Genomic DNA, 17,933 nt, shown 5'->3' on the forward strand with positions numbered 1-17,933 from the left:
AGTCTAATCTGATATTATCTACCTCGAATTTGTTTCTTTAATAACATAATTTGTCCAATATGATATGCACTATGAATACTTAGATTAGAAACAACACCCCACCAAGGAGCATTAAAATATTCTGGAAGTTGCTTTGTTAGTTTAGATTCATCTGTTTCTTCTAAAACTACTCTCCAACTGATAAAAACATGCTCAAGTCTATTTAATGTTTCCTTCCAGCCAGCATCATTCAATTGATCTTCATTCAAAACAAAAGTTTCATCATTGTTGATCCCATGATTTAATACAAATTCTCCAGCCTTATAACGCTCAAGCCATTTCTCATTCCAATAAATAAGGTGATTCACAATGGACCAAATGGTTTGTTTATTATCATCCTCAGTCAATGCTTCTTCCATTGTTACATCTTTCAATATGTCCTCCAGCGGAATAAACCAGCTTTTATCGTTATAACATGCCGATATTTGATCTGTTAAAATGGATTTATAGCTCATCATTTGATCCTCTTCTCTTCATTCATTCTAAGTGTTGATTTCTTCAGTAAACGTCCTGCATTTATAATACAAGCTTAGTCCATGCCACATTAAACTACCTGCTAAAATCCATATCAATATACGGGATATCATGCTCGATATTATTCAGATAGAATTTCAACGCTTCCTTGTCCCAATCACTCCAGTTGTTATAGTTATCAAAATTATAACTTCTATAAATCGCGGAAACTACACCAAACTGTCTAAGATTAATAAAATCAGGGATTAATTCTAACCATGTACGATCTATTGTATTTTCTTTAACATAACCATCCATGAAATTATAATAATACCTCTTGATTATCTCCAACCTTTGCTTTCCATCGACTACCCAAGGGATTGGAATTTCATAGAATAACGGGATAGCAATATCACTCACAAACCAACTGTATTCGGCTTCATCAAAATCAATAAATACAACATCGTCTTCTACATTTAAGTAATTCCCATGATTTAAATCCCCATGAATCATTCCATACGAATCCGTATTCTTTGGAAGCTGACTAAGCTTTCTCTTCAGAATTTCGTATTGATCCATTACATAAGAAAGTTCCGCAGGTAAATACTCTTTCATATGGATCAAAAACTCTTTTTCATGCCATTGTCTCCTGTTTAATTTATGTATTAGATTTGACGTCTTTGAAATATTATGCATTTTCCCTGTATAACCACCGATTCTTTGATAGAACAGATCGCTCTCTTCAGCGATTTTAGCCTTTCTTCCACTAGAAAACTCAAAAGATGTTGCATAAAATCCCCCATCACTGATTTCCTCTACAAACTTCCCATGAATAGATGTTATAGCTTTGGAAACAGATACATGATGAGAAGACAAGTGATTTATAAAATCTATTTCAGATAAAATCTCCTTTTCGGTTCGATGGGATTTATGTGTTATCCGGAGAACAACATTTGTACCATTGGACTCCCCAAAATAAACAAAGTTCTGAAAACCTTCCAAATCTTGAAGACTGGATTGAATAATATTAAACTTTTGCGCTGCTTCATGAAGCACTTTCTCAGTAAATAGTTCTTTAACATGCTTTTCCATCAAATCTCTTCCTTTCTATATCACGATCTCGCCTAACATCTCGTATTTACTTAGCCTTCTATGGCTTAAGAGCTTCAGCATTTACGACTTCTACTGTGTTTGATTCGTTAAAATCGAAATATATTCATCATCTCTAAGCCTTGTCACTTTACAATTCTCATTAGATTCAAATTCAACGATTCTCTCTTCAATCGTTCTATTCGTACTATCTCTAAATATGTCCTCTCGATCATAGTGAGGAAAGATAAACTTGTCGGTTACACATAATGCTCTAAAATCCGTTACATCCATCGTATTCATCTCTGGAGTAAAGTAACCGACAATGTTAATATTCGGTCCCAGTATTAACGCGCCAGCACTTACTCCAATTATAATTACATTCTGCGAAGCCAATGTTTTAATAATTGCATCAGCACCACTTTTTTTAGCGTAATACAATAAAGTAAAGGGATTCCCCCCATTAATATATATAACATCTCTATGTAAAAGGATTTGCGGGTCATCAAATTCGATATCTACAAACTCAATATTCTGAAACCCCATGTCTTTGAAATCTTGCATTGCCCTTTGTGCATATCTATTATTTTCTTTCATAGGGGATCCTGTTGTAATAATAGCGACCTTTAATTGAGAAATATCTCTATCAATAAAATCCAGAAATTGATTTTTAATATCTTCCGTATTAAACCCACAAGAGGTCAGTAACACGCTACTCATTGGAATCCCCGCCCTTAATAAGGATTTATCTGATATGTATAACCTGAAATACGCTACAAAACATCTTTGTACTCTTTCATTATCCTCGTATCAAATTTTTTTTCCTTCAGTATAGGCTTTGCGATTGTCTCTGAATTCACCTATGTCTTTGTAGTTCCTCACTTTCTCTATTGCAGACATATAGATGATGTTCGTACTTCACATCGCCTTCACTGCTGTAAGGCACATAAACGTCCTTTCTTGCAAATGCCTCTCTGTTCTTAATGCCTAAATCACCTTCGTGTACATACCAGACCAAGGGCGAATGTGCGTAACATAAATATTACGTTATATTCCATCACTAAAGTAGGTTCATATCTTATCTAGGATACAGTCATATTTATATACTTGTTTAATTCGTCCAGCCATCTCTTATCATCTTTCCACGTGGATAAAAACCATGACATATATCGTAATCCCAAGTATCTGGACGTAATTGTATAATTCAGTTTAAATTTACCCGCCGATAGATTTAATCCTCTCGAATTCATCAACATTCTATAGTTCTCGGCTTGAGAAAACTCTCTATACCTAAGCGCTACATCAATGTATAAGGAACCATAATGTGCTTCTTCCCAATCAATGAAATATACATTTCGGTTTTTGTGAACTAATGTATTGCCGGGGTGTAGATCGTTATGTACAAGGGTATGGGAGCTTTCATCTCTGAGAACTTTATCCATGTCCTTAACTATATGCTCTGCAACCTTATCAATCTCTGGAATAAGATCACCAAAATGACTTATAAAATCCGGATCTGATTTTGCATTATTCCAAGTCGGTCCCCATTTCTCGTTCAGTATTGATTTAATATATCTTGAATCAAGCAATGGAAGCCATTGCAATTTATAATATTTTTCAAAGTTGAACGCATGTATATCTGCCAGAGCAGCTTGTTCATTTTTTTGAAGCAGTTCGATATCTAAATTATTGTAATCCGTTTCATAATCTACATCCTGCATGCAAAGATATTCTCGGCTGTTACTTGTCATATTTAATGTAAAACCAAATGGAACATTTGCTGATTGATCATATAGATAATTTAATGTACGCCTTTCAATGAGTGACGCTCTCTTTGAAATAAGATTAATACTCCAATCATGAATATCATTTCTAAGTAGTATTTCATGTCTTTTAAGTTCTACAGCTGAGGTGCCGTAAGCAAGATCCTGATCTTTAATACTCAATATTTCTGCATTAGGCGATACGAAACGGTCAATTGTATTCTGCATTGTGTCTCTAAGTTCTGTATTCATTTATCCTCCTTAATAAAAATTATAAATACCTTTGAACTTTTACATTACATTCTGTCGTGGTCGGAGTAATATACTCAATATAATTCACCGAGTCACTAAAATTTAAATAAGCTTCGTAACGAGTTCGAATGGCTGGGAGAGTAATAAAATCCAGAACCTTGTCCTTTGCAACCCAGCGGCAATCACTTGTTTCTTCAGAAGTACTTAACTCTCCTCCCTCAACTTTACATACAAAATCAAACATAACCTTCGTTGGAACATCAGTTACTCCGTCATACCACTTATGTATTCCCGTGCTTGATACAATGTTAACTAAATGGCTTACTGTAACATCAATTCCACTTTCCTCCTTGATTTCACGGATCACACCATCAATTAGATTTTCCCCAACTTCAGTAATCCCACCAGGATATACCCATCCATCATCATGAGCTTTTACCAAAAGTATATTTCCGTTTCCATCCTCTACTATTCCACCCGCTGATACGATATGTGTTGGAAATCCCATTTTATTACCTCCTATTCACCAGTTATATTTCTTTATTTTGTTCCTGTATTCACGAATTTTCACTGCCTTAAGTGAATAGAGAGATCCGCGATTAAACAGTGCAAGGTTGTCCGACCGAATATGCTTCCCTGCTACTGAATAAGCTTCTTTGAAACCTCATCTATGCTTCAACTCGGACTATGGATCGACAGCGACTCAACAACTATCACTTAACGATGATCGAAATATCAGATGTTTTGCCAATAGAATGTATAATGTGAATGTTGCTGAAATCCTAATGACTTATAAAAATGACTATCAGAAATAACATATGCTTTCTCAGCACCTAAGGAACGACTTCTTTTTAAAGCTTCCATAACCACTGCTTGGCCTAGCCGCTTATGACGATACTCAGGAACCGTACATACAGGTTCAACATAAACATAATCTGTTTTCGGACTATACCATAAGCCACAGTATGCAACATATTCCCCATCTTTATTTTCAGCCACAACATGTAGAAACGGGTTCAAATGGGTTGCGGACAACATTTCTTTTTGCTTACTCATCGTAATGTCATCAATGGGTACAGGCCCTTCGTTATCAAATGCTTGCCATAACATATGATGAAGTTTATATAAGTCATTCTTTATATCAATGTTTTTTAGGGTTATTCCTTCAGAAATTGTACCTTCAAGACTAACATTCTCTAGTGCAAGCTCAAGTATGTTTTCCGTCTGATCATGCTTCACAAAATGATGACTACGTAATAAATCTAAAATGTGAGTATCTTTATCATTCACCGCAATCCCTAGGCCATTATCATTACTGAAAGCAGCAATAGCATATTCTAATATATCTTTTTCTAACTCTTCAAATCCCTGTTTAGTAGCAAAAAAAGCTTCACCGAAATAATGGTCATACGTTGCTATAGCTACTAACTCATCAGCATGATACCATAAACCAATTTTATTTTTTAAATCACGATTAAATTCAGGATGAAAAAACATCCATTCCCACCTTGCCCAGTTCCAATTGATATGTTTACGATCGTCTTTTGATAGTTCAATCAAAAAATCACAAACTTGTTCATAATACGAATCATCGAAATTTCTAAAAACAATTTTCATTTTAATCCCCCATATCATATAAATTCTGAGTCTATTTCACATAACCTTACCGTATTCACGACCCGACTAGGTCCTTATGATCTTTATATATGTCTTTGCGACAACAGGAAAGATATCTTCAGACTGTACTTCTAGATGGTCTTCACTTGTTTCATTCTCTATGATTTTCAATCCATCAAAACAAGCATTTTCTTTATACCAATCAATTAGTTCAGGCAAGGAGCAACTTTCCTTCAAACCCTCGTCTTCATAATAAGAAAGCAATGTCACTGTAAATGCAGGTACTAAGGAATCCGCTTTCAAATACAAAATAAAGTCTTTACTCTTATAATACGTTTTAATATACTGCTCAATCTCTTCCTCTAGATAAGAAAAGGTTTCGATTAATTTCTCTGATGATATTCGATTATGCTTAATCAATCGGTTAAATCCATGGATGTAGAAGTAGTTATTATAGAGTTCTTTCTCTCTTAACTTGGGATCATTAGCAAATAAAAAACCGGGGGAAGTCGTTATCGAATGAACTTCTCCATATGCTTTTTTAGCATACTTTTTTAAGTACTCCAGAATCAAAAGCTCACTCCTTTTGGTGATTTCACTTAACGTTCCTGTACTCACGGCCTCAGCGTATGCCCAAAGCTTGAATAGAATGTTAATTGATGTCGACACTTCTTTAATCTACATTCACAGCTCATTATCCAATGGTTTAATTAGATACATCAGCAGATCATCGTCTACCATCACTTGCTCTCCGGGTTTTGCTTCAATATTGTTATAGACGATTCCTTGACCATCCATGTAATACCCGCGTTTGTTGTACATCATTTGAGCATTACCGTAATCTTTATAGAGCCCTACTCCTAAGCCAATGAATCTGGATCTCTTGGATGCTATTCTTTCAAGTTCATCAAACATTCTACTTGCGATCCCCTTCCTCCTGAACTCTGGAAAAACATTCAAGTCATTTATTTCTGGGATATTACCTGTTTTAAAATACGGATAATCCGAAGTAAACATTAAGTGGCAACACCCAGCCAATGTATCTCCATAGTAGGCCATTAAAGTCACTCTCTTGCCTTCTATATTTTCTTCCAAGCACTTATAGAAATATTCATTCGAGGTGTACCATGGATATCTTTTTGAAAATTCAAAATTTAATAAAGATACTTCTTCATGATTTGAAAGGTGCCTGATTGTTATTTGGTTATCCATTTTCATTCCTCTTCCTATCGATTTTAGTTAAACATTCCTGTATTCATGTACTCCGGGGTTGTCTGCTTAAATTATCGGATGTCAGTGTCTTCTTCAAATCCCTCCAAAAAATGATTCACTTTATTCTCATAGTCTTCCCAATTGTACTTTTCGTTTCTTATGATCAGTTTTGGTATCTCCCATTCCTGAACGATATTGAAAATGAAATCTTGGTTTTTCGTCCAAAAATGGCCCGCTTTAATAAAATCATTACTCGTATAAAGTCCACAACGATCCTGTGTGAACTCAGGTCCACGAACACTGCATATCCATTTCCAATGTTGCTCTACATGAGTTTGATAAAAATAAATGAGGATCGGATCGAGACGACTTAAAATAAGTTGTACTTTTTTAATCAAATCTAATATTCTTTGTTTGTCCATTTTCATATTAAAGGCAAAGCCAAGTGTATTCTGAAAAACGTAACTTTCCATAATTGTAACTTCGTCTCGCCCGACTCTTTCATTGACAAAATCAGTGAACAGCTGTTCAACTTTTGTAGTAAACCACTCCGCTTCATCTTGAATAGTAAAGGAAGTAAACGTCTTATCGTATATTCGCAATGGATGGTTCTCTTCTAATTCGTGATAAAACCTATTTTGAATATTCATCTTATTCAACTTTGCACCTATTATTTTTCCAATCGTTGACTTACCGGAACCCGGCATTCCATCTATCAGTATCAATCTTGACTTCATATGTATTCCTCCTTTCAATATTTGTATTATTCCTAGTTTGTACTTTTCCTAATTGCAGATTTCAGATAATGTTTGTGCATTAACGACCCAGCGAACGCTGGGTGTCCGGCGAATGCCGATTCAAGGGCGCATGCCCGCAGCGTAAATATTATGTTATACGAAGATTCATTCTTCTTTGAATAAGCGGCTTGGGGTTCGTTATTGTTTATTCGCCTTCCTATTACTTTCAGTTGATCTAGAAACTCATTTTTCTGAATCGATAGATAATTCCGTGTCAATTCTATATTTCCAATTCACAAAATCTTCTGCTATTTTGAAGACAATTTTTGAATATGTTCTTTAGTGATATAGGCACCTTCATATTCGCTGCCTTCCAAAACTAAAATCATTAAATATTCATTCCTTTACAATCTCTCCTCACCATTTTTGTACTCATATAACTTTAAATACTCAAAATTCGATGAGGCTAAAATATCATGGAGATACCTTTCTTGCTCTTCGATTGTTATATGGTAAGGTGGTGTTTGATCTATAATATTAGCAAAGAGTATCCAGCCAACGTCCTCGTTCGAAAACTTATATTTCCCTTCTAAATCTTTGTTGGGATAAACTTCTATATATACTTGTTTTTCTTTGTTCAAATTCCAATAATAATATTTATAAACATATGGAAGCCTCGAATCTAACAAGCTTTTGTTCCTCGTTTTTGAGAAAGTTCTATTTAATGGTTCTAAAAAACTGTAAAGAGCACTCATAAGCACCTTTTCATCCTTACTGCCACATAAAAAACCATACTCAACCATTTTATTCATTTCTAATCCCCCACTAGCCTAAATTTCTTGTATCTTAAGATTTTGTTTATATATTATCACTTGCACAGGTTTTGTATAACGTTCCCGTATTCACGACCCAGCGCATGCTCGGTGTCTGGCAACGCCGGACCAAGGACGAATGTCCACAGCGTGAATATTATGTTATCGGATGTTGCTGTCTTCTTGAATTACTCACACGTACTATAAATTAAATTCATCTTTAATTAATCTTGCGACTTCATCTGCACTTAAATTTGTATTATTGATTCTCAAATAGTTCTCTCTAGTAATTTCTCCCTCTTTAGAATTGAGTCGATGTTCTTCCATCGTTTTGATTAAGTCCATTTCAGAATATTCAATATTTCTTTTTGTTGGTTTTTGATCAAGTCTAAACGCCGTTTTATTTCGTTTTAATCGTTCTTCTATATCTGACTCTAATTCAACAAAATAAATTTCTGCCCCTTTCGATTCGAACAAGTTACATGTTTGCTTGACGAATTCCCAGTCCTTCTGAAGATCAAACCCCCAAAGGTAAGTAAAAATAAGTCCATACTGGTTGCTGCTTGCGAACGATTCAAAAAGCTCTCTTCTTACGATACTTGATAACCTCCAAGTTTCACTACCAAAACCAAAAAAGGGATGAAATAGCTCGATCGACATGTGATTGTGAAACAATTTCAATTCCGTTATTTTCGTTAATTCATGACCAACCGTCATCTTTCCAACGGCCTGTGGGCCAAATATCAATATGAATTTCATAGGTATCACCCCGGTTCTTAATATCTTGCGCCAATTTCTTATAACGTTCCTGTATTCACGACCCGACACATGTCGGGTGTCCGGCGAATGCCGGATCAAGGGCGTATGCCCGCAGCGTGAGTATATTGTTATGAGATGTCAAATTAACCTTCACTGTTTTCGCTTTCAAATTTCTTTTCTTGGTTCTGCTTAAATGTCCTTCCGTTAGCATCTACCCACTCTACTGGTCCAGCTGCTTGACGTCCTAGGACTACAGCAGTCGCTGCACTAATACTAGAAAAAATCGCATTCTCTTTGAATATATAAAATTCTCCACTATCGATTAGGACTCCGGTTTCTATCAACTTATTTCTCTGCTTGATCCATCCTTCAGAGATTGAACTTGACGTTTGTTTACAACTTTGAGATCCAGACAGAACTACATAGCCCTTTTCAGTTTCAATCAATTTAGCAGAAGCTCTTTTACTTTTAAGCGTGTATACAATATCGCTATTGACTTGTACTGGAGCAATTACAGTCTCACTTGATTGTTTGAGGGTAGAAGGAACCAAGAACATAAAATTAACTACTGGAAAAATTAATTTCATTTGTTCTAGAAAATACTCCATATCCGAAATATCAGCTTCCGGGAGAGTTGATAGTTCAGGCTGAACCGAATTATCAATCTCGGCTGTTTTTGCTTCTTTAGATAAAGAGATAATTCGAGATTCTAAATACTTTATATGAGACTTAGTGAGCATTTCGTCTTTGCTTATAAAAGCTACAATCTCAATGAAGTCCTTATCTGAATCCGCTAAATGTTGTTTTAATCTTTTTTTGAGATTCTCTGCTTCCCCTATGTATATGCGTTCATTATAGTTTTCACTGTTTGGTAAGGACTTTAAAATATATACTCCTGGTCTATCAAATTCAGAGCGCTCTATAATTTTGGGTAAAGAAGAACGTTGAGAATATACAGCCTTTCCTGACCAATTACCGATTTCGATTGTTCGAGGTCCTGTTTCCGAACCGTCCACAAGAAATATAGTTAATTTTTTTCCCATTTTATTTCTCCTTTAATTTGATTTCAGATAACGTTCCTGTATTCACGACGTCCAACGAAGTTGGATGTGTCTGCTGAAATGCTTCCACAAAATTCATCCAGCAGACCAAGGCTCCATTGGAGCCGCTGCTTGAATATTATGTTATACGACGGAATCACATCTTCGAGTTAACCAACATCCTCTTATATTCTATTCTTTCATTGGTCTGTTAGATGTTCCAAAAGATCTCCAGGCTGGCATTCCAATGCCGTACATAACTTATCAATGACTTCTAAAGATACATACTCATTCGTGTTCAGCTTTGCCATCGTTGCCGAAGAAATCCCCGTCATTTTCAATAAATCTTGTTTCTTAATCTCCCTGTCAATCAATAATTTTTGAAATGGTTTATAACTTATCATCTGGTACTCCTTCATATCTGAATTGAATTTTTCTTTAATTATATGAAAATATATTTTATTAATCAAAAATATCTTTTATATGTCTTGACTATTTATTTCGTTATGATAAAATAATATTTAATAAGTTAAACTTTTGTTTGCAAAATAAAACATGACGAAAGGTGATCATTTATGTACAATTCCTTAGAAGTCTTACTTGATTCGTTGATACGTAATCGGATTGAAGCCTTATATAGCGACCTTCTCAAGAACAACACTATTTATAATCAATTCTCATCTGATCGAAATCTTTACTTCAAACAGTTACATGAACTTCTACCTCAAGATATGCATAAAACTCTATTTCTTTACGATGATGCAGACCTCTCAGTTCAAACAATCCTAGAACGTGAAATCTACTTGCAAGGTTTTAAAGATGCTCTTCAATTACATAATGAATTAAATATAAATTCTAATTGAGAGCCAAACGGCTCTCTTTTCATTTGATTCTGTAGTATAACGTTTTTACTACGCACCTACTTAAATCAACGCCAGCAACCGACCGCGAAGCGGTTAATCGATGAGAATGTGGCCGCTGATTCCACTCCCTTGCTACTACTCCTCGCGAACTGAGGGCCGAAGGTGTTGATGTATTAATATATTGTTATACGAGGAGATCAACCACTTCGAATTGCATATAATTGTGTTTTTTACGATTGTTGAGTTTATAGAAGTGTTATTGCATTCACAGTGTCCCAGACATTTAGCTAAGTCCGATATATCTACGAACTTCGTATATACCTCTCATTTCAAACTCATATGCGTACTACATCTAATATAACCCAATTTGTTCCATCTGCGAAGTCGTCAATAGAGAAAAGCAGTCCCTCAACCGCGCGTCGTTTGTTAGTACGAACTAACAAGCATACCTACAGTTACAATGGGACTGCTCTGACTTATATTAAAGGCTTACTGCCTCATACCTAAAATCTTACTCCCAACTCCTAAACCTTACTTGCCACCGACACTCCACACTACGCGTTCGCTCATGGCTTTATGTTGGGCGATCAGGCACAGCTCTGCTGCCTTGAATGCATGCTCCTGTGTCATAGCAGTCTCGGTACGATCCAGACAATCGCGGATGAGCTGACCGAAAAATGGATAACCGACTTTGCCTTTGACGTTGTATCTGAACTCACCCTCATGGTTAACCAGATACACCTGATCCCCTTCCGGCTCGCGTGCAATGTCGATGTACTTGCGCAGCTCGATGTAACCGTCTGTACCGAGAATAACGGTACGTCCATCGCCCCAAGTGCCGAGGCCGTCCGGTGTGAACCAGTCTACGCGGAAGTAGCCGGATGCTCCGTTATCACCGATCAGGGAAGCTTCACCGAAATCCTCCAGTTCAGGGAACTGTGGGTGATTGAAATTGTTGACCCGACTGAATGCTACCTGTGCATCACTGCACGACGCAAAGGTCAAGAACTGTTCAATCTGGTGACTACCAATGTCACAGAGAATGCCGCCGTATTGCTGATGGTTGAAGAACCAATCTGGTCTTCCGCCCGCGTTCAAGCGGTGTGGTCCTGTACCCATAACTTGAACTACTTTGCCGATGGCTCCTTGTTCAATGAGCTGTCCCGCATAGATGGCACTTTCCACGTGCAAGCGTTCACTGTAATACACCATGTATTTTTTGCCCGTACGCTTCACTTCTTCACGCGCCAAGTCTAATTGCTCCATCGTGGTGAATGGGGCTTTGTCCGTAAAATAATCTTTGCCAGCCGCCATCACTCTCATGCCGAGTGGTGCGCGATCTGATGTTATAGCTGCGCTTGCTACCAGCAACACCTCTTCATCCGCGAGTACTTCCGCTTCCGATGCGGCTACCTGCGCCTGAGGGAACTGTTTACGGAATGCATCTACTTTAGCCGAGTCTGGATCGTACACCCATTTCAGCGTAGCTCCAGCATCCAGCAAACCGCCAACCATACCATAGATATGTCCGTGATCTAATGCTACAGCTGCGATCGTGAACTCTCCCGGTTGACACACAACTTCTTTTGTCACACTTTTGGGTGCATAGAACATTCCGTCTTTAGCCATGTTATCCCATCCTTTTTAAAAGTTATATTCATAAACGCATATAGATCAAGTTTGAAGTTCAAAGGTCATCGGAGTGTCCCGTGTAAATCTGTAGTTGAACTTATCTATATCATCATTTAAAGGTCTGACTCAGATCGGCAGGCTGACCGCCCGCATACGCTTTGTCTTTCTTCGTAGTTGAATTGGCGATCCGCTCCTGCAAGTGCTCATAGAACAAGTCTTCATTGATCGGCAGATCAACCCAGTTATCCGTCCAAGTGGAGAGTAACATCGCATTGGATAACGTTAAGCCGTGAATACCATCCTGGCCGGGAGCAATCAATGGTGCCCCTGTTCGAATCGCATCAACCCAGTTGCGGATTAACCCTGGATGACCTGTCTCAATGCCTGTAATTGGCACATCGCATTTCCAGCATTCCGGCTGTCCGAATCCGCCGGTAAAACGTTGATTGAACTCTGGTTCCGATTCGCGCAAGCGCCAGAAGGTGAGTTGTCCGTCTTCGATGACGATCTTACCGCGGTCGCCGCTGACCTCAAAGCGGTTGGTTCCTGGTGCTTCACCCGTGGTGGTTACAAACACACCGGTCGCTCCATTTTCATATTCCACATAAGCGGTCACATCATCTTCCACTTCAATGTTCCGGTATTTGCCAAAGGCGCAGAAGGCACGCATACGCACAGGCATCATGCCAATCGTCCATTGCCACAAGTCCAGCTGATGCGGGTCTTGGTTAATCAACACACCGCCGCCTTCACCTGCCCATGTTGCACGCCAGCCGCCGGAATCATAGTAACTCTGGGAGCGATACCAGTTCGTAATAATCCAGTTGGTACGTCGCACCTCACCAAGCTCACCTGAAGCAATCAGGTCACGCAGCTTAATGTACAGCGGATTGGTCCGCTGATTGTACATGATGGAGAACACTTTACCGCTTGCCGCGGCAGCCTCGTTCATCTCCCGTACCTGTTTTGTATACACACCTGCTGGTTTTTCGATCATTACATGCAGGCCATGACGGAACGCCTGGATCGCTTGTTCGGGATGATCGTAGTGTGGCGTGGCAACAATGACGGCATCGATCGTTCCCGAGGACATCATCTGCTCCGCATCCTGCCAATACGTTACGGTAGACGGAAGGTTACTCGTTACCCAGCTCTCCATCTCTTTTCTCACATCACATACAGCTACTAATTCTGCACCCGGTACTTCTCCAGCCACCAATGTTCTGGCATGTGATGCCCCCATATTTCCAATTCCAATGACCGCTACTCGAACGATACTCATGCTTGCTCCTCCTCGTTTACGCGACGCTCAATTTCTGCAAAAACGTCTGCAAAATGCTGTAACATCGCTCTGGAATCCAAAGTTCCGCTAAAATCTTCGATGCCATAATAACCGTCATAGCCAACTGCTCTCAGATCACGTACCATCTGCACCCAGTCCACCATACCTTCCGTCAGCGGAGCCCAGTGACATTCCCATGACGTGCTTAGTGATTGTTCAGAGCCGCCGCTTCCAACCAACGATCTCGCATCTGATGTGTCCCCGGAATTCTTCTTGTACCACCCTGCATTTTTCACATGCACATGGGCGAGATACGGACCAAGCTGTTCAAGTCCCATGCGATGGTTTTCATACCCTTCGTGCACCATGTTGCCCGGATCATAGAGTACCCCGACATGCTCCGGGTCAAGAGATTGTACAAGACGATAGGCTAGAGAAGCCGTTGGCGCAATCGTTTGATGATGCGTTTCAATAACAGCCTTAACGTTATACTGTTTCGCTATATCCTGAACTTCGTTTAGATAACGAATGGCCTTCCCGTATAACTCGGGATAAGCTGTACTCCGGTCATAACCCGGAACACCCACACGCATCATCGAAGCGCCAAGTGTAGATGCGGCCTGGAATGCTTGCTCGGTTGCAACCATGTCTCCACAATTGAGATATGGCACAAGTGCGATAGACTTTCTGTCATGGGCTTCAGCTGCTTCCCGAAAAACAGGAACTTGTTCCTGCCATCTGTCCGGATCGATGGAGCACCGATTGTTCCGCCAGAACGAAGGTTGTTCAGCCGACGCATCCTCCGGTATGCCGCGATATCTCCACTCGATTCCAGCGATGCCCGCTGCCGCCGCTGCGGAAGCAAGCTCGTTAGCATCCAGGTCAGGGACAGCAACAGTGAATATGGACAGTTTCATGTTCTTGAACCTCCCCTTTATGTAAACGCATTCATTTTATGTCGTAAACGCATTGTATCACTCTCTCGATCACTGCCATAGAGCATAACGCAAACAGATGAATGACAGATAACAAACCGCACATATTCCCCATTCAGAGATAACGTTTCACGTCAAAATCATCCTCCAAAAACAAAAAAGCGTCTCTAAATCAGAAATGACTTCTGTTCAGAGACACCTTTTATATGGAATGTTGTTCTATCGTTATCCAAGCCAACTTGTCCACAAAAACACGATCTATTCACGATCAAAAAAAACATGTTCGGCCTGCAATTTCCCATCTTCTGCCGTCATGATTCCGAACGAAAATCGCTTCTGAAACCGGCGGTCCGTGGGTGAACCCGGATTAAATACAAGTAAACCATCTACGGTATGCATCACCGGAATATGGGAATGTCCATAGACTACCGCATCCAGTTGCTCTCCAGCAAAGGTCTGAATGGCGTTCTGCTCTGTTCCGTTTGATCCACGATGACCATGCACAAGTCCAAGCCGTAATCCTTCCGCTTCAACAATTCGGGAGAAACCCAGCTTCTCCCCAATCTCGGATGGGTCCGTGTTACCAGCTACACCTTCGACCGGAGCGTAATGGCTTAGCAGTTCATACACACTCCAGTCTGACCAGTCCCCTGCATGGAGAATGAGATCTGCGCTAGTCAATGCGTCAACCAATGGTGCGGGTAACGTTTTTGCTTTTTTGGGTAGATGCGTGTCGGAGATAACAATGATTTTCATGTGATTACCGCCTTCCCTTAGTTCGACTTCTGATTCGCCTCTAATTGTGAAGCCTGGATCCGCTCGGTACTGGTACGCTCCATATCTTCAAGCGTGATCGTTGCAAAGAACTGCTCCACTTTAGATTCAGCAATCTGATACAGATTGGTCAGCAGTCCATCGATTTGAAGGCCTACTTCACAATTGGGATTACAATTGCCATGAATCGGGAACAATGGTCCTTCATCCTTGGCTGCCTCATAAACCATGGCAAGTGTAATTTCACTCGCTGGCTTTGCCAAATAAAACCCTCGAGTGCCTGGTGAAGAATTGACTAATCCTGCCTTTTTCAGCCCTCCCAGTATACGTCTGACAACGACAGGATTGGTATTTACGCTGCCCGCAATTTCAGCAGACGTGATTCGTTCAGGCGCGCTGAGAGACAGTAACAACAAACAATGCACACTGACCGAAAAATGAGTACTCATGATTAACCACCTTTTTTAATATAATCCCGGATGTTCCAGCCTTATTCCATAAACAGATCCTTTTCAGGACGTGCTCTGACTTTGAGTTGTCGCACAGTATACTCCAGTTGCTTCACGATGTCATCCAGTTGTTTGCGATCAATCTTATTCGGGTCTTCGACAGGTTTGACCGAATTTTTGAGGTCACGAATGGTCAACTGTTGTTCCTGCCATTTATCCATTAAATCCGCAATATTAGCATAAAAGCGCTCGTAATCCTTAATCACCAGATCCAGGTACGCATCTACCTCGTCCGGGTCATAACCACGAAGTTTATAATTGAACTGTTTCTCATGAATTGATAAAGCATCCAGCTGTACACCCAGTTGTTTGAACAATTGTCTCTGTTTGTCCAATCTTCGTTTCATATGTTCATCCATCTTGACAACCCTCCATTATAGCCGAGCAGCGGTTCCATTCATTCGAAAAGAACACACGGCAATTTCTCTCTCTATTTTTTATAACACATAATGCATCAGATATAAAACGAAACCGCCCTCTCCCGTGCAAAATGATTGCCTCACTTGCTTTTCGGGTAAGAAGTCACTACACCCCCTCAAGCGGGAAAGGAGCATGTCCTTATGAGTACATTAACCCAAGATCAACGTAAAGAATTGCAGCAAGCCCTGCTGGAGCAGCGTGAGGATCTGCAACGTCATTTTGAATCCAGTATGGAGGATGGCGCACCAGCAGAGTCGTTAAAAGATTCTACAGGCGAACTCTCCTCTTACGATAATCACCCGGCAGATGCGGGAACAGAAACGTTTGAACGTAGCCGTGACCTCGCAATCGACGATACACTAACCGAAGAGTTTAATCAGGTCAATGAAGCCCTCGAACGTATGAATGAGGGTACATATGGAACCTGTGTTACATGTGGCAAAGAGATCCCTTTTGAACGTTTGCAAGCTATACCTTATACCGCCTATTGCATCGATGATACTCCAAACCGGAACGTAAGTAATGATCGCCCTGTTGAGGAAGAGGTCATGACGATGCCACCGAGTGGTGCCGGGGAAGTGAGACAACGTAACGCGGGCAAGTTTGACCATGCAGAAGCATGGGAAGCTGTTGAGGACTATGGTACATCCAATTCCCCCGCGATGGCCGCCAAACGAGATGTGAAGGATTACGACGAGAACATGTAAAGTAACTTCGACTCGGATGGAATCAGCCCTATCGCATTATGATAATAAAAAGCCGCCATTGGCGGCTTTTTTGCTGTAACTCCATGCTACCCGATTGTTCTCTCTTCCTAAAATGAATGAATCGACTATCATACGTCTACATTTGGTCCGTCCTGCGCCTTACACTAGAAAGAACTAACATATTTCATTTCGATCTTGATCAGCTATTCATCTGTAGAATCAAAGGCCTTAGGTTCTGAGGCTTTCCGTTTGGCAGCAGGTTTCGATTTTTTCGCCGTACTTGATGTTTCAGATGTTTTCGATGCCTTTGAGGATGGCCTTGTAGATGCATTGGAAGCAGACTCTTTTTCTTTTTCTTTTTTCTGCCCAGCCGAAACTGCCTTTTTCTTCTTAATTCCAGAATCAGAATGCGACGCAACCTGTGCCTCTTTGGACAGCGCCGTGAACAGCTGAAAAACCTGATGGTCTGATTTCTGTTCATCCTTGGTTAAATACGGTCTGCACAGCTCCACAATCTGCTGATATAGCTCCTCTACTTCATCCGCCGTAGCGTACAGCGTCATGTCTGAGATAAAACGTTTCTCCTGACGATCATGCTCCGCATGATTCATAAAGCGCTGTCGGCTCTGTTCGAACATTTCGTTCAGCAACTTTAGCGTTTCGGAGCGAAAAACCTGCTTCAGCGGTGAATTTTCATCCTCTTCATCCTTGTGACGAAGGTGGATTTCACCCGAGAAGGGCTCGTAATATTTTGCGATAATGCCGTTGATTTCCCGAGTGGATACCATGGTTAGAAGACCGATTTTCTCCAGTTTTTTCACATGATAATGCACCTTCGCAGGCACTTCTCCCATCAGATCTGCAATTTCCTTCACGGTAGAAGGTCTGCCCTGACGGTTAAACATATTCATAATCTGTATCCGGTATGGATCAGAATATATTTTGATCTCTTCAATTGTTGAGAGCACTTTATGTTGCTGCATATCCGAGTCCTCATTTCCGGGGTACCTGCCTGCCCTTCGTTCCCTATATTATACC

The 17,933-nt window shown here is 40.0% G+C and carries 22 protein-coding genes; 2 read left to right on the forward strand and 20 right to left on the reverse strand.

Features of this window, described 5'->3' with window-relative positions; all coding sequences use genetic code 11:
• Window positions 1-14: 14 nt before the first annotated feature.
• From H7T88_RS25500 to H7T88_RS25560, 13 genes are all read right to left on the reverse strand, one after another.
• Complete coding sequence (locus tag H7T88_RS25500) at window positions 15-497, reverse strand: DinB family protein (RefSeq protein ID WP_260511136.1); 483 nt, start codon at window positions 495-497, stop codon at window positions 15-17.
• 91 nt (window positions 498-588) lie between these two features.
• Complete coding sequence (locus H7T88_RS25505; protein WP_221791067.1) at window positions 589-1,584, reverse strand: phosphotransferase enzyme family protein; 996 nt, start codon at window positions 1,582-1,584, stop codon at window positions 589-591.
• A 90-nt stretch (window positions 1,585-1,674) separates the two neighbouring features.
• Window positions 1,675-2,301, reverse strand: a complete 627-nt coding sequence (locus tag H7T88_RS25510; protein ID WP_221791070.1) for a Type 1 glutamine amidotransferase-like domain-containing protein — start codon at window positions 2,299-2,301, stop codon at window positions 1,675-1,677.
• Window positions 2,302-2,663: 362 nt separating this feature from the next.
• Complete coding sequence (locus H7T88_RS25515) at window positions 2,664-3,596, reverse strand: aminoglycoside phosphotransferase family protein (protein ID WP_221791072.1); 933 nt, start codon at window positions 3,594-3,596, stop codon at window positions 2,664-2,666.
• A gap of 19 nt (window positions 3,597-3,615) precedes the next feature.
• Window positions 3,616-4,104, reverse strand: coding sequence for an NUDIX hydrolase (locus H7T88_RS25520; RefSeq protein WP_090920989.1), 489 nt, complete (start codon window positions 4,102-4,104; stop codon window positions 3,616-3,618).
• A gap of 227 nt (window positions 4,105-4,331) precedes the next feature.
• Window positions 4,332-5,213, reverse strand: coding sequence for a GNAT family N-acetyltransferase (locus H7T88_RS25525; protein ID WP_221791074.1), 882 nt, complete (start codon window positions 5,211-5,213; stop codon window positions 4,332-4,334).
• Between the two features lie 66 nt (window positions 5,214-5,279).
• Window positions 5,280-5,882 carry a hypothetical protein gene (locus tag H7T88_RS25530; RefSeq protein WP_221791076.1) on the reverse strand — a complete coding sequence of 201 codons (603 nt, stop codon included), beginning with the start codon at window positions 5,880-5,882 and terminating at the stop codon, window positions 5,280-5,282.
• 15 nt (window positions 5,883-5,897) lie between these two features.
• A complete protein-coding gene (locus H7T88_RS25535; RefSeq protein WP_221791078.1) occupies window positions 5,898-6,425 on the reverse strand; it encodes a GNAT family N-acetyltransferase in 528 nt (175 codons plus the stop codon).
• Between the two features lie 71 nt (window positions 6,426-6,496).
• Window positions 6,497-7,162, reverse strand: a complete 666-nt coding sequence (locus tag H7T88_RS25540) for a P-loop NTPase family protein (RefSeq protein WP_221791080.1) — start codon at window positions 7,160-7,162, stop codon at window positions 6,497-6,499.
• A 404-nt stretch (window positions 7,163-7,566) separates the two neighbouring features.
• On the reverse strand, window positions 7,567-7,974 hold the full coding sequence (locus H7T88_RS25545; protein ID WP_221791082.1) for a hypothetical protein: 408 nt from the start codon (window positions 7,972-7,974) through the stop codon (window positions 7,567-7,569).
• A 201-nt stretch (window positions 7,975-8,175) separates the two neighbouring features.
• On the reverse strand, window positions 8,176-8,733 hold the full coding sequence (locus H7T88_RS25550; protein WP_154886303.1) for a DEAD/DEAH box helicase family protein: 558 nt from the start codon (window positions 8,731-8,733) through the stop codon (window positions 8,176-8,178).
• 143 nt (window positions 8,734-8,876) lie between these two features.
• The gene (locus tag H7T88_RS25555) at window positions 8,877-9,776 is read right to left on the reverse strand and encodes a GIY-YIG nuclease family protein (RefSeq protein WP_154886304.1); all 900 of its coding nucleotides are present in this window, start codon (window positions 9,774-9,776) and stop codon (window positions 8,877-8,879) included.
• A 197-nt stretch (window positions 9,777-9,973) separates the two neighbouring features.
• Window positions 9,974-10,177, reverse strand: a complete 204-nt coding sequence (locus tag H7T88_RS25560) for a helix-turn-helix domain-containing protein (RefSeq protein WP_024629424.1) — start codon at window positions 10,175-10,177, stop codon at window positions 9,974-9,976.
• A gap of 171 nt (window positions 10,178-10,348) precedes the next feature.
• Between H7T88_RS25560 and H7T88_RS28915 the strand changes: the two genes are divergently transcribed.
• Window positions 10,349-10,636: a hypothetical protein gene (locus H7T88_RS28915; RefSeq protein ID WP_079696379.1), complete on the forward strand. Its 288-nt coding sequence runs from the start codon at window positions 10,349-10,351 to the stop codon at window positions 10,634-10,636.
• Window positions 10,637-11,167: 531 nt separating this feature from the next.
• Here the strand turns inward: H7T88_RS28915 and H7T88_RS25565 are convergent.
• The 6 genes from H7T88_RS25565 to H7T88_RS25590 form a co-directional block, all read right to left on the reverse strand.
• On the reverse strand, window positions 11,168-12,265 hold the full coding sequence (locus H7T88_RS25565; RefSeq protein ID WP_154886305.1) for a Gfo/Idh/MocA family protein: 1,098 nt from the start codon (window positions 12,263-12,265) through the stop codon (window positions 11,168-11,170).
• A gap of 112 nt (window positions 12,266-12,377) precedes the next feature.
• A complete protein-coding gene (locus H7T88_RS25570) occupies window positions 12,378-13,550 on the reverse strand; it encodes a Gfo/Idh/MocA family protein (protein ID WP_221791083.1) in 1,173 nt (390 codons plus the stop codon).
• Window positions 13,547-14,467 carry a sugar phosphate isomerase/epimerase family protein gene (locus tag H7T88_RS25575; RefSeq protein WP_221791085.1) on the reverse strand — a complete coding sequence of 307 codons (921 nt, stop codon included), beginning with the start codon at window positions 14,465-14,467 and terminating at the stop codon, window positions 13,547-13,549. Before H7T88_RS25575 ends, H7T88_RS25570 begins: the two co-directional genes overlap by 4 nt.
• Before the next feature lie 276 nt (window positions 14,468-14,743).
• Window positions 14,744-15,241 carry a metallophosphoesterase family protein gene (locus tag H7T88_RS25580; RefSeq protein ID WP_090921023.1) on the reverse strand — a complete coding sequence of 166 codons (498 nt, stop codon included), beginning with the start codon at window positions 15,239-15,241 and terminating at the stop codon, window positions 14,744-14,746.
• 17 nt (window positions 15,242-15,258) lie between these two features.
• A complete protein-coding gene (locus tag H7T88_RS25585) occupies window positions 15,259-15,708 on the reverse strand; it encodes an Rrf2 family transcriptional regulator (RefSeq protein ID WP_154886308.1) in 450 nt (149 codons plus the stop codon).
• 41 nt (window positions 15,709-15,749) lie between these two features.
• The gene (locus H7T88_RS25590; RefSeq protein WP_154886309.1) at window positions 15,750-16,127 is read right to left on the reverse strand and encodes a DivIVA domain-containing protein; all 378 of its coding nucleotides are present in this window, start codon (window positions 16,125-16,127) and stop codon (window positions 15,750-15,752) included.
• 201 nt (window positions 16,128-16,328) lie between these two features.
• Between H7T88_RS25590 and H7T88_RS25595 the strand changes: the two genes are divergently transcribed.
• A complete protein-coding gene (locus H7T88_RS25595) occupies window positions 16,329-16,895 on the forward strand; it encodes a TraR/DksA C4-type zinc finger protein (RefSeq protein WP_154983853.1) in 567 nt (188 codons plus the stop codon).
• Between the two features lie 203 nt (window positions 16,896-17,098).
• Here the strand turns inward: H7T88_RS25595 and H7T88_RS25600 are convergent, their stop codons facing one another.
• On the reverse strand, window positions 17,099-17,878 hold the full coding sequence (locus H7T88_RS25600) for an ArsR/SmtB family transcription factor (RefSeq protein ID WP_260511137.1): 780 nt from the start codon (window positions 17,876-17,878) through the stop codon (window positions 17,099-17,101).
• Window positions 17,879-17,933 lie beyond the last annotated feature (55 nt).

Origin of the sequence: Paenibacillus cucumis (ex Kampfer et al. 2016) (assembly GCF_019748695.1) — a bacterium.
GTDB lineage: Bacteria > Bacillota > Bacilli > Paenibacillales > Paenibacillaceae > Paenibacillus > Paenibacillus polysaccharolyticus.

Coding starts and splice junctions, on each gene's coding strand:
- H7T88_RS25545 (WP_221791082.1), bottom strand. CDS start 7,974: ATGAATAAAATGGTTGAGTATGGTTTTTTATGTGGCAGTAAGGATGAA.
- H7T88_RS25540 (WP_221791080.1), bottom strand. CDS start 7,162: ATGAAGTCAAGATTGATACTGATAGATGGAATGCCGGGTTCCGGTAAG.
- H7T88_RS25595 (WP_154983853.1), top strand. CDS start 16,329: ATGAGTACATTAACCCAAGATCAACGTAAAGAATTGCAGCAAGCCCTG.
- H7T88_RS25515 (WP_221791072.1), bottom strand. CDS start 3,596: ATGAATACAGAACTTAGAGACACAATGCAGAATACAATTGACCGTTTC.
- H7T88_RS25565 (WP_154886305.1), bottom strand. CDS start 12,265: ATGGCTAAAGACGGAATGTTCTATGCACCCAAAAGTGTGACAAAAGAA.
- H7T88_RS28915 (WP_079696379.1), top strand. CDS start 10,349: ATGTACAATTCCTTAGAAGTCTTACTTGATTCGTTGATACGTAATCGG.
- H7T88_RS25500 (WP_260511136.1), bottom strand. CDS start 497: ATGATGAGCTATAAATCCATTTTAACAGATCAAATATCGGCATGTTAT.
- H7T88_RS25600 (WP_260511137.1), bottom strand. CDS start 17,878: ATGCAGCAACATAAAGTGCTCTCAACAATTGAAGAGATCAAAATATAT.
- H7T88_RS25510 (WP_221791070.1), bottom strand. CDS start 2,301: ATGAGTAGCGTGTTACTGACCTCTTGTGGGTTTAATACGGAAGATATT.
- H7T88_RS25550 (WP_154886303.1), bottom strand. CDS start 8,733: ATGAAATTCATATTGATATTTGGCCCACAGGCCGTTGGAAAGATGACG.
- H7T88_RS25555 (WP_154886304.1), bottom strand. CDS start 9,776: ATGGGAAAAAAATTAACTATATTTCTTGTGGACGGTTCGGAAACAGGA.
- H7T88_RS25535 (WP_221791078.1), bottom strand. CDS start 6,425: ATGGATAACCAAATAACAATCAGGCACCTTTCAAATCATGAAGAAGTA.
- H7T88_RS25505 (WP_221791067.1), bottom strand. CDS start 1,584: ATGGAAAAGCATGTTAAAGAACTATTTACTGAGAAAGTGCTTCATGAA.
- H7T88_RS25580 (WP_090921023.1), bottom strand. CDS start 15,241: ATGAAAATCATTGTTATCTCCGACACGCATCTACCCAAAAAAGCAAAA.
- H7T88_RS25520 (WP_090920989.1), bottom strand. CDS start 4,104: ATGGGATTTCCAACACATATCGTATCAGCGGGTGGAATAGTAGAGGAT.
- H7T88_RS25570 (WP_221791083.1), bottom strand. CDS start 13,550: ATGAGTATCGTTCGAGTAGCGGTCATTGGAATTGGAAATATGGGGGCA.
- H7T88_RS25585 (WP_154886308.1), bottom strand. CDS start 15,708: ATGAGTACTCATTTTTCGGTCAGTGTGCATTGTTTGTTGTTACTGTCT.
- H7T88_RS25590 (WP_154886309.1), bottom strand. CDS start 16,127: ATGGATGAACATATGAAACGAAGATTGGACAAACAGAGACAATTGTTC.
- H7T88_RS25525 (WP_221791074.1), bottom strand. CDS start 5,213: ATGAAAATTGTTTTTAGAAATTTCGATGATTCGTATTATGAACAAGTT.
- H7T88_RS25560 (WP_024629424.1), bottom strand. CDS start 10,177: ATGATAAGTTATAAACCATTTCAAAAATTATTGATTGACAGGGAGATT.
- H7T88_RS25575 (WP_221791085.1), bottom strand. CDS start 14,467: ATGAAACTGTCCATATTCACTGTTGCTGTCCCTGACCTGGATGCTAAC.